The 11,066-nt window shown below is 57.5% G+C and carries 7 protein-coding genes; all 7 read right to left on the reverse strand.

Annotation, left to right across the window (positions count from 1 at the left end):
* Positions 1 to 41: 41 nt before the first annotated feature.
* Positions 42 to 1,181 carry a beta-galactosidase BglB gene (gene bglB / locus CVE23_RS17730; RefSeq protein ID WP_038920067.1) on the reverse strand — a complete coding sequence of 380 codons (1,140 nt, stop codon included), beginning with the start codon at positions 1,179 to 1,181 and terminating at the stop codon, positions 42 to 44.
* 75 nt (positions 1,182 to 1,256) lie between these two features.
* Positions 1,257 to 2,831, reverse strand: coding sequence for an MFS transporter (locus tag CVE23_RS17735; RefSeq protein ID WP_038920068.1), 1,575 nt, complete (start codon positions 2,829 to 2,831; stop codon positions 1,257 to 1,259).
* Positions 2,832 to 3,319: 488 nt separating this feature from the next.
* The gene (eno, locus tag CVE23_RS17740) at positions 3,320 to 4,618 is read right to left on the reverse strand and encodes a phosphopyruvate hydratase (protein WP_038666183.1); all 1,299 of its coding nucleotides are present in this window, start codon (positions 4,616 to 4,618) and stop codon (positions 3,320 to 3,322) included.
* Between the two features lie 97 nt (positions 4,619 to 4,715).
* A complete protein-coding gene (gene pyrG / locus CVE23_RS17745; protein ID WP_038920069.1) occupies positions 4,716 to 6,353 on the reverse strand; it encodes a glutamine hydrolyzing CTP synthase in 1,638 nt (545 codons plus the stop codon).
* Between the two features lie 226 nt (positions 6,354 to 6,579).
* Positions 6,580 to 7,377 carry a nucleoside triphosphate pyrophosphohydrolase gene (mazG, locus tag CVE23_RS17750; protein WP_100850053.1) on the reverse strand — a complete coding sequence of 266 codons (798 nt, stop codon included), beginning with the start codon at positions 7,375 to 7,377 and terminating at the stop codon, positions 6,580 to 6,582.
* Between the two features lie 63 nt (positions 7,378 to 7,440).
* The gene (gene relA, locus CVE23_RS17755) at positions 7,441 to 9,678 is read right to left on the reverse strand and encodes a GTP diphosphokinase (protein WP_038920071.1); all 2,238 of its coding nucleotides are present in this window, start codon (positions 9,676 to 9,678) and stop codon (positions 7,441 to 7,443) included.
* A gap of 9 nt (positions 9,679 to 9,687) precedes the next feature.
* On the reverse strand, positions 9,688 to 11,022 hold the full coding sequence (gene rlmD, locus CVE23_RS17760; protein ID WP_100850054.1) for a 23S rRNA (uracil(1939)-C(5))-methyltransferase RlmD: 1,335 nt from the start codon (positions 11,020 to 11,022) through the stop codon (positions 9,688 to 9,690).
* Positions 11,023 to 11,066: the final 44 nt, after the last annotated feature.

The following is an 11,066-nucleotide window of genomic DNA, read 5'->3' on the forward strand; positions in this document are numbered from 1 at the left end:
ACTGGAAGCCCGTCCAAAACTCGCTATCTCTTCGACACGTTTTACAGATAGACGCGCAAATACTCCGACAGACACAGAATCGCCATCGCCTGACCGTATGGCATCGAGGTCAGCGGAATCTGGCGGTAGTAGTCCAGATCCTTACCCATCGCCGTCCCAAAGGAGACGTTCAGCAACTCTCCGTTCTCGCTGATATTCGCTACCACGCCGCGCATCGCCTTTTCCGCCACGTCGGCGTAGCGACGATCGATATAGCGCTTGCGTACCGCTTTGAGGATACCGTAGGCAAACCCGGCGGTCGCCGAGCTTTCCAGATACGAGGTCGGGTCATCCAGTAAGGTGTGCCACAGGCCGCTGTCGTCCTGATACTTCGCCAGCGCTTCCACCTGACTTTCCAGCACCTGAATCAGAAAACGACGGGTGGCGTTGTGTTCGGGCAGATCCAGCAATTCGATGAATTCCGGGATCACGATGGTCAGCCAGCTGTTGCCGCGCGCCCAGCGGGCCTGCGCAAAACTGTGGTTACCGTCGAAAGTCCAGCCGTGGAACCACAGGCCGCTCTGGCGATCCATCAGGTACTGCACGTGCAGCAGAAACTGGTAGGTGGCTTCTTCTACAAATTCGGGGCGGTTGAGCAGCTTACCGATTTTCGCCAGCGGCAGCACGCTCATCATCAACGTGTCGTCCCACAGTTGATCGGTGTTTTCGCTGTTGTAGACGATATGCTGCAAACCGTTCTTGTGGGTGCGCGGCATGTCGTACATCACCCATTCCGCCCAGCGTTCGAGATACGGTACCCAACGGCTGTCGCCGGTTTCTTCATAACGGTAGGCCAGCGTCAGGAACGGACACACGGTATTGACGTTTTTGGTCGGCGTGCCCTCTTCCAGCCGGGCGGTGAACCAGTCATCGATGATGGCGCGCATCCGCTCGTCGCCGGTCTGACGATAATACTGGTAGATGCCGTACAGCCCGATGCCATGCGTCCACTCCCAGCCGGCCCAGCCTTTGGTATCGATCACCCGACCGTCATCCAGCCGCAGCAGGAATTCACCGGTTTTATCCTCAATATTGATCAGATTGTCGGTCACCCGGCAAATCAACGCCTTTAAATCGTCCCGGGAGATGAAGTATTCGGGCTGGCGCAGCAGCGCGCTATGTTTTACAGGAAAAATGGTCATAACAGATATCCGATTCCAGTTTCATTACCTATCAATCGATGACTTCTCGATACGTATCAATCTGCGCAGCACGGCTTAATGCACGCCGTGGTGAGGCGTTCCGCCGGTGATCGGCCGGGCCGGCGCCTTGTGACGATTGAGATAACCAATGTTGTTGTTCCCCCACAGGGATTCGTATGGCATACCGGCCAGCATTTCCACCGTGGCACGGGCTTCCGGCGTGACTTTTTCCGGCACGATGCGGCCTGCTTCGCGCATTTTCGCCGTTTCCTGACGCAGCACTTCATGCGTTTGCAGGTTCAGCTTGAAGCGCAGCGACACCAGGAAGCCTAACGCCAGTACCCCGACAGTGCCGAAACACAGCACCATCAGAATGGTGTGGCTGACGCCCGGCGCCTGCACGCTCTGACCGGAAACAAAGCCGGACAGCTGCAGCACCACGCCCACCAGCATCACCGCGCCGGCCTGAGAGGCTTTACGGGTCAGGGTCATAATGCCGGCGAAGATCCCTTCACGGCGCTGAGCGGTGATGACTTCATCCACGTCAGCGATGTAGGTATAAGTATTCCAGGGAACATAGTTGATGCCGCCGCGGCCCAAGCCGGCCAGACCGGACACCAGCAACAACAGCGAAAACGCCGAATGCATGCCGCTGTAGTACAGGAAGCCATAGGAGAGCGCGCTCAGACCAAACAGGCAGACCACCATACGGTAGGACGGCGCCGGGCCGAACTTGATGCACAGCGGGATCATCGCAATCACCGAAATAAACTGCAGGATCGCCATCGTCCCCATCAGGTTGGACGCCATGGTCGGGCTTTGCATCAGCACGAACACCACGTAGTAAGTGAACACCGCGTTGAACACGTCCTGTGCAATATAGCCGCCCAGATACATCCCCAGATGCTGGCGGAAGATGCGGATACGCAGTGTGGACAACAGTTCAATGTTCAGGCGTCTGAGACTCTGCCCCAGCGTCAGCGACTGGCGTTCTTTTTCCGCCTGCAGCGAGGCTTCCGACATTTGATCGCGCGGCCGCTCCCAGGTGAAGAAGTACACCAGCGCCAGCACGCAGGCGCAGATCACCGAGAACACCAGACTGGAGTAGAAGAAGGACACCGCATTGTCTTTGCCGAAGTACCCCAGCAGGATACCGGGCAGAAACGCCGCCAGAATCGCCGACAGTTGCGCCAGCGCGATACGCGCGCCGGAGAACTTGGTCTTCTGTTTGAAATCATCGGTCATTTCCGGCACCAGCGTTTCATACGGCACCAGCACCATGGTGTAGATGACGTCAAACAGCAGGTAGGTAATCAGGTAGTACCAGTAATCCATGTGGCCGACCCACATCAGGCTGTAGCTGAAGACACAGGGAATACCGAGCAAAATAAAAAATTTACGGCGCCCGAAGCGTTTGCCCAGCCAGGTAGAGCCGAAATTATCGGTCAGGAACCCCATCAGCGGACTGACCACCGCATCCAGTACCCTGGCCATGGCAAAAATAAAGGTCGCCTCGATAGGCGTCAGGCCGCAAAACGTGGTGTAAAAATAGAGCAGCCAGCCGGCGGTGAGCGCCGTGGTGCCGGCCCCGAGGAAATCGCCGGAACCGTAGGCCAGGTAATTCGCCAGCCCAATTTTACGTGTTTTCATCGCCATCCTTCCTCATTGATTTATTTATGAAGGTGTTGCGGCGGACCCAAAAACATCGTTGCCGCCGTAGCGTTAAGGTAACGAGGCGGCAAGGCAAAAACCTTTGCGCGTTTGCCACCCCATCGCCGCTACTGGCATCCGCGGGAAGAACCAACCGATCGGCTTCAAACTTCTGGTCGAAATACGATTTCGAATCAACAGAACCTACGGTCCAAAATTACTCTAGCGGGTAGAGATGCTGCTCGCATGCAGTGAAGAAGGGATTTGGGATCGGGTTCATTGTTTGTCATGCCCATGACCCAACGGGGCAGAAAAGTCTGGAAGCACGCTCGCAATTCACATAATTCAGCGCAGAATCAGGCAGGCTGATAGCGGGCCCTAAAACCGCACAGAGGCCAACCGGCAGGCAAAAAAAATCCGGAAGCAGAAATGCTTCCGGATTGTCAGACGTGATGACCGGCGAGTCGAGTTCGCCGGTCGGCAGGCGCTTACGCCTGGCCTTTCACTTCTTTCAGGCCGTTGAACGGTGCAGAATCACCCAGCGCTTCCTCGATACGAATCAGCTGGTTGTATTTAGCCACACGGTCAGAACGGCTCATGGAACCGGTCTTGATCTGACCAGCCGCAGTACCTACCGCCAGGTCGGCGATGGTAGCGTCTTCGGTTTCGCCGGAACGGTGAGAGATCACAGCGGTGTAGCCTGCGTCTTTCGCCATCTTGATAGCAGCCAGCGTTTCGGTCAGAGAACCGATCTGGTTGAATTTGATCAGGATGGAGTTAGCGATGCCTTTCTCGATACCTTCTTTCAGGATCTTGGTGTTGGTTACGAACAGGTCGTCGCCCACCAGCTGGATTTTGTCGCCCAGCACTTTGGTCTGGTAAGCAAAGCCAGCCCAGTCGGATTCGTCCAGACCGTCTTCGATGGATACGATCGGGTACTGTTTGGTCAGCTCTTCCAGGAAGTGGGTGAATTCTTCAGAGGTGAACGCTTTGTTGCCTTCGCCAGCCAGAACGTATTTACCGTCTTTGTAGAATTCAGATGCGGCGCAGTCCATCGCCAGCGTGATGTCTTTGCCCAGCACGTAACCAGCCGCTTTCACCGCTTCAGCGATAACAGCCAGCGCTTCGGCGTTGGAACCCAGGTTCGGCGCGTAGCCGCCTTCGTCGCCAACAGCGGTGTTCAGGCCTTTGCCTTTCAGTACTTTAGCCAGGTGATGGAAAACTTCAGAACCCATACGGATGGCTTCTTTCACGGTTTTCGCGCCAACCGGCTGAATCATGAATTCCTGGATGTCGACGTTGTTGTCGGCGTGTTCACCACCGTTGATGATGTTCATCATCGGCAGCGGCATGGAGTATTTGCCCGGGGTGCCGTTCAGTTCAGCGATGTGAGCATACAGCGGCAGGCCTTTAGAAGCCGCAGCAGCTTTAGCTGAAGCCAGAGAAACGGCCAGAATGGCGTTGGCGCCGAAGTTGGATTTGTTTTCAGTGCCGTCCAGGTCGATCATGATCTTGTCGATGGCAGCCTGATCCTTGGCGTCTTTGCCCAGAATAGCCTGTGCGATCGGACCGTTTACCGCAGCAACGGCTTTGGTCACGCCTTTGCCCAGGAAACGGGATTTGTCGCCGTCACGCAGTTCCAGCGCTTCGCGGGAACCCGTGGAAGCACCTGACGGTGCCGCAGCCAGACCGACGAAACCACCTTCCAGATGAACTTCAGCTTCAACGGTCGGGTTTCCGCGTGAGTCGATGATTTCACGGCCAATGACTTTAACGATTTTGGACATCAGATTTTCCTCAGTACAAGTTAAACTAAAACCTCAGACGGCAACGCGCGATCAGAGGACCGCGCGTTGCTGCAAAACTCATTTCACCGGTAAAACCTTACTTCACCTGACGCTTCTGGTACGCCCCGGCGGCTTTCACAAAGCCGGCAAACAGCGGGTGCCCGTCACGCGGCGTGGACGTGAATTCCGGATGGAACTGACAAGCCACAAACCACGGATGATCAGGGATCTCGATAATCTCCACCAGCTTACGGTCGGCGGAGACACCAGCAACACGCAATCCCGCCGCCTCAATCTGTTTCAACAGCATATTGTTGACTTCGTAACGGTGACGATGACGTTCAATGATCGTCGGCTCACCGTACATCTGGCGCACCAGGCTGCCTTCAGTCAGATGGCACTGCTGCCCGCCTACGCGCATGGTGCCGCCGAGATCGCCGTCTTCGCTGCGCACTTCGATATTACCCTCGGCGTCACGCCATTCGGTAATCAGCGCCACTACCGGGTATTTACAGTCTGGCACAAACTCGGTGGAGTTGGCGCCTTCCATACCGGCGACATTGCGGGCGAACTCCATCAGCGCCACCTGCATACCCAGACAGATGCCAAGGTACGGGATGTTGTTCTCGCGGGCATAGCGCGCCGCCATGATTTTCCCTTCCACCCCGCGGTAGCCGAACCCGCCCGGCACCAGAATCGCGTCTAACCCTTTCAGCACATCGACGCCGCGCGTTTCCACGTCCTGCGAATCGATGAGCTTGATGTTGACCGTCAGGCGGTTCTTCAGACCGCCATGTTTCAGCGCTTCAATCACTGACTTGTAGGCATCCGGCAGTTCTACGTACTTGCCGACCATGCCGATGGTCACTTCGCCGCCCGGATTGGCTTCTTCGTAAATAACCTGTTCCCATTCTGACAGGTTTGCTTCCGGACAGTTCAAGCTGAATCGTTTACAAATATAATCGTCCAGACCCTGAGATTTCAATAGCGCCGGAATTTTATAAATGGAATCAATATCCTTCAGCGAGATGACCGCTTTTTCCGGCACGTTGCAGAACAGCGCGATTTTTGCGCGTTCGTTAGCCGGCACGGTGCGGTCGGAACGGCAGATCAATACATCAGGCTGGATACCGATGGACAGCAGTTCTTTCACGGAGTGCTGGGTCGGCTTGGTTTTCACTTCACCCGCCGCCGCCATGTACGGCACCAGCGTCAGATGCATGAACAGGGTGTGCTCGCGGCCCACTTCCACCGCCATCTGGCGAATCGCTTCAAGGAACGGCAGCGATTCGATATCGCCGACCGTACCGCCGATTTCCACCAGCACCACGTCGTGGCCTTCGCCGCCTTCGATAATGCGTTCTTTAATGGCGTTGGTGATGTGCGGGATAACCTGAATGGTCGCCCCCAGATAGTCGCCCCGACGCTCCTTGCGCAGAACGTCAGAATAAATGCGTCCGGTGGTGAAGTTATTGCGGCGCGTCATCTTTGTGCGAATAAAACGCTCGTAGTGACCCAGATCGAGGTCGGTTTCGGCGCCATCTTCGGTGACGAACACTTCGCCGTGCTGCGTCGGGCTCATCGTGCCCGGATCCACATTGATATACGGGTCCAGTTTCATGATGGTCACGTTGAGGCCACGGGCTTCGAGAATAGCCGCGAGAGAGGCTGCGGCAATGCCTTTACCCAGAGAGGATACGACCCCGCCGGTCACAAAAATATAATTAGTTGTCATGCTGAACCTGAAAGTTTAGGTTTAAGGACGATGGAAAGACCAGGACGGGAAAGTAGTATACCCGAACCTGGGAGGCGTCACAAATGATCGTTTTACCCTTTGTGACGTTGACAGGCTCCGGCTGATGCGGTATCTCCCACCCACGCGGGAGACGATGACCGGGTTTAAAATCAGCCGGATAGCGCCAAAAACCGGGAAAAACCCGACTTTCGTTCAGGAAATGATTTCAATCCTTTTTTTCTGATTCTTTTACCTGTTGCCAGGCTGCTTCCATCTCATCAAGCGTGGCGTCGGCAAGGGATTTGCCGCTTTCGCCAATCAGTTGCTCCACCTGCTGGAAACGGCGGGTGAACTTGCGATTGGCCTGTTGCAATGCGATTTCCGCCTTGTGTCCGAGATGGCGAGACAGATTGACCGCCGCAAACAGCATATCGCCAATTTCTTCGCCCAGTTTTTCCGGGTCGATCACCGCCTGCTGCGCTTCGACCATCACCTCGTCGATCTCTTCGTACAGTTTGTCCACCACCGGTCCGAGCGTGGTCCAGTCGAAACCGACGGCGGCGCAGCGCTGCTGGATTTTATGCGCCTGCATCAGCGCCGGCAGCGCCTGCGGGATGTCGTCCAACTGCGAATGACGATCTTTTTCCGCCCGCTCCTGCGCCTTGGTCTGCTCCCAGTTAGCCAGCACCGCGTCGCTGTCCGGCAGCGTGGCGTCGCCGAAGATATGCGGATGGCGGCGTTCCAGCTTGTCGCTAATGGCGTCACACACGTCCGAGAAATCAAACAGCCCTTGCTCTTGCGCCATTCGGGCGTAAAACACCACCTGAAACAGCAGGTCGCCCAGTTCGCTGCGCAGGTCGTCGAAATCCTTACGGCTGATGGCGTCGAGCACCTCGTAGGTTTCCTCCAGCGTGTAAGGGGCGATGGTGTCAAACGTCTGCTCGCGATCCCACGGGCAACCGGTTTCCGGATCGCGCAGTTGCTGCATGATGTGGAGTAAGCGCTCGATGGCGGATGAATTCATAATAATCCTGATAATGACATGATAAAGGCGGGACAGGCCCGCCTTAGGGTAGTAACAACAGTATCAATTGCCCTGCAAGCGCCGGGCGTCGATCACATCCGGCAGTTGATTGAGCTTGGCCAGCACCCGGCCCAGCACCTGCAGGTTGTAGATCTCGATGTCCATGTCGATAGTGGCGAGCTGCTGCTTCACGTCGCTGCGGCTTGAAACCCCCAACACATTGACCTTTTCGTTAGCCAGAATGGTGGTGATGTCACGCAACAGGCCGCTGCGATCGTTAGCGGTCACCCGTACCACCAACGAATAGCCGCTGGAGTAGCTTTCGCCCCATACCGCTTCGACAATACGCTCCGGCGCGTGACTGCGCAGGTCGTCGAGCTGTTCGCAGTCCGCACGGTGGATGGAAATGCCGCGTCCGCGGGTGATGAAACCGATAATATCGTCGCCCGGAATCGGCTGACAGCAACGCGCGATGTGGTGCATCAGGTTGCCGACGCCCTCCACCACCACCCGGCCGTTGTCTTTAGCGCTGGCGCGCTGGGCCGGTTGCTGGGATTTCTGCGTCAACTGGCGCAGCGCCTCGCGATCCTGCTCTTCGGCGCTCGGCTGGTTCACCTTCGACTGCAGGAAGTTAACCAACTGATTAAGGCGGATATCGCCGCCGCCGATGCCGGCCAGCAATTCATCCATCGAATTGATGTTGTAACGCGGCAGCAGCAGTTTTTCGGCCATTTTCAGGCTCACGCCGAGATGCGCCAATTCGTCTTCCAGAATCTGTTTGCCCGCCAGGATATTCTTGTCGCGATCCTGCTTGCGGAACCAGTTGTGGATTTTGGAACGTCCGCGGCTGGTGGTGATGTACCCCAGATTGGGGTTCAGCCAGTCGCGGCTCGGGTTCGGCTGCTTCTGGGTGATGACCTCGATCTGGTCGCCCATCTGCAACTGGTAGGTGAACGGCACGATACGCCCGCCCACCTTGGCGCCGATGCAACGGTGGCCGATGTCGCTGTGGATGTGATAGGCAAAATCCAGCGGCGTGGAACCGGTCGGCAAATCCACCACATCGCCCTTGGGCGTAAACACATAGACCCTGTCGTCGAACACCTGGCTGCGCACTTCGTCGAGCATTTCGTCCGAGTCGGCCATCTCTTCCTGCCAGGCCAGCAATTTACGCAGCCAGGCGATACGCTCTTCGTAACCGGAACGTCCGCTGGTGGCGGCGCCTTCCTTGTATTTCCAGTGTGCGGCGACGCCAAGCTCCGCGTCTTCGTGCATCTGCCGGGTACGAATCTGAATTTCCAGCGTCTTGCCGCCCGGCCCCAGCACCACGGTGTGGATCGACTGATAACCGTTGGGTTTGGGGTTGGCGACATAATCGTCGAACTCATCCGGCAGGTGACGATAGTGGGTATGCACGATCCCCAGCGCGGCGTAGCAGTCCTGCAACCGCTCCACCACGATACGCACCGCCCGCACGTCGAACAGTTCGTCGAACGACAGCGATTTCTTCTGCATCTTGCGCCAGATGCTGTAGATGTGTTTAGGCCGGCCATACACCTCGGCCTTCAGTTCCTCTTGCGCCATAGAGGCGCGCAGGTTTTTGACGAAATCGTCGATGTACTGCTCACGGTCGATACGGCGTTCGTGCAGCAGTTTGGCGATGCGTTTGTACTCATCCGGGTGCAGATAGCGGAAGCAGAAATCTTCGAGTTCCCACTTAAGCTGGCCGATACCCAGCCGGTTAGCCAGCGGCGCGTAGATATTGGTACACTCTTTGGCCGCCAGCACGCGCTCTTCTTCCGGCGCGTCCTTCACTTCGCGCAGGTGGGCGATACGCTCCGCCAGCTTGATCACCACGCAACGGAAATCTTCCACCATCGCCAGCAGCATACGGCGGATATTATCCACCTGCTCGGAGGCCATCGAATCGTGCTGGGTGGCCTTGAGCTGGCGAATCGCATCCATATCGCGCACGCCATGCACCAGATTGACGATATTCTTGCCGAAGGTTTCCCGCAGCGTTTCTTCATCCACCACGTTGGCGTCCGCCAGCGGGAACAGCATCGCCGCGCGCATGCTGTCGTTATCCATACTCAGCGTGGAGAGGATTTCCACCATCTCGATGCCGCGCCACAACAGCAGCATCGCATCAGGGTGGCCTTCTGTTTTTTCTTCGCAGTAGCGCCAAGTTTCGGCGAGGCGTTCGCACGACGTTTTACTGGCGATACCCAGGGAGGCAATCCACGCGTCCGGCACGAACTTGCCTTCAGTATTCAAATGCGCACTTCTTACCGCAACCATAATTTCTCCCTACTTTACCGAGCCATCGGAACCAAGCAAAAACAGTGCCATCGACTCAAGATGTCCGGTATGTGGAAACATATCCAGCATGGCCAGCCGGGCCAGACGATAACCGGCGGCCATCAGCACCTTGCTGTCCCGCGCCAGCGTGGTGGGATTACAGGATATATACACCACCCGCCGGGGAGCCAGTTTCACAATCTGCGGCATCACGCCCGGCGCGCCGGCGCGGGCCGGATCGAGCAGTATCTTATCAAATCCCATCGACGCCCACGGTTGCCGGGTGACGTCCTCTTCCAGGTCATGATGATAAAATGTGACCTGCGTCAGCCCGTTGCGCTGGGCGTTTTCCCGCCCTTTGTCCACCAGCGCCGCCACGCCTTCGACCCCGACCACGCTGGCGGCGCGCGCCGCCAGCGGCAGGGTAAAATTGCCCATGCCGCAAAACAGGTCGAGCACCCGGTCCTGCGGCTGCGGATCCAGCCACGCCAACGCCCGTTCCACCATACGTTGGTTGATGTCGTCATTGACCTGAATGAAATCCCGCGGGCTGAACGCCAGCGATAATCCGGCGATGCGATAAGACGGCATGTCGCCGTGCAGGCATTCCAGCGCGCCGGCTTCCGGCGCCGCAAACAGCGCCGCGCCATGCTGAGCGGCGAACGCCGTCATCGCCTGACGGTCAGCGTCGCGCAACGGATCCAGATGGCGCAAGATCACCAACGGCCCCTGCTCGGCCAGCACCAGCTCCACGTGCCCAAGCCGCCGGACGGCCTGCAACTGCCCGAGACAATCGCGCAACGGCGCCAGCAGCGCTTCCAGTTCCGGCCGCAAAATCGGGCAGGCGCCGATATCCACCAAATCGTGCGATCCCGCCTGCCGGTAGCCCATCTGTAACCGGCGCGTTTTCGCCTGATAGTATAATGCAAGGCGCGCGCGGCGGCGGTAGGCATAGGCCGATCCGGCGATTACCTCCGGCTCCGGCGGGACGGCGCCGGTTTCCCGCGTCATCAGGTGTGTCAGCGCGGCCGCCTTGCTGCGGTGCTGCAACGGCTGGCTGGCATGCTGCTGCTGGCAACCGCCGCAAACGGAAAAGTGCGGGCAGCGCGGCGTCACGCGCTCTTCGCTGGTGGTCAACAACCGCCGCAGCCGGGCATGGGCAAACTGGCGTTTCTCTTCCGTCAACTGCACCTCGGCCTGCTCACCCGGCAGCACGCCGGGGATGAACAGCGTTTTTCCCTGATGGCGGGCTACTCCCTGTCCGAATGGATCCAGATCATTCGCCGTCACGGTAAGGGTTTGCCGGGTCGTCACGCGCCGGTTTGGAGAGTAGAATTGCGCCATAAGTGTGCTGTCATTGATTTAATGGAATAGTCGACCTTAATTGT

This window comes from Dickeya fangzhongdai (assembly GCF_002812485.1).
Taxonomy (GTDB): domain Bacteria; phylum Pseudomonadota; class Gammaproteobacteria; order Enterobacterales; family Enterobacteriaceae; genus Dickeya; species Dickeya fangzhongdai.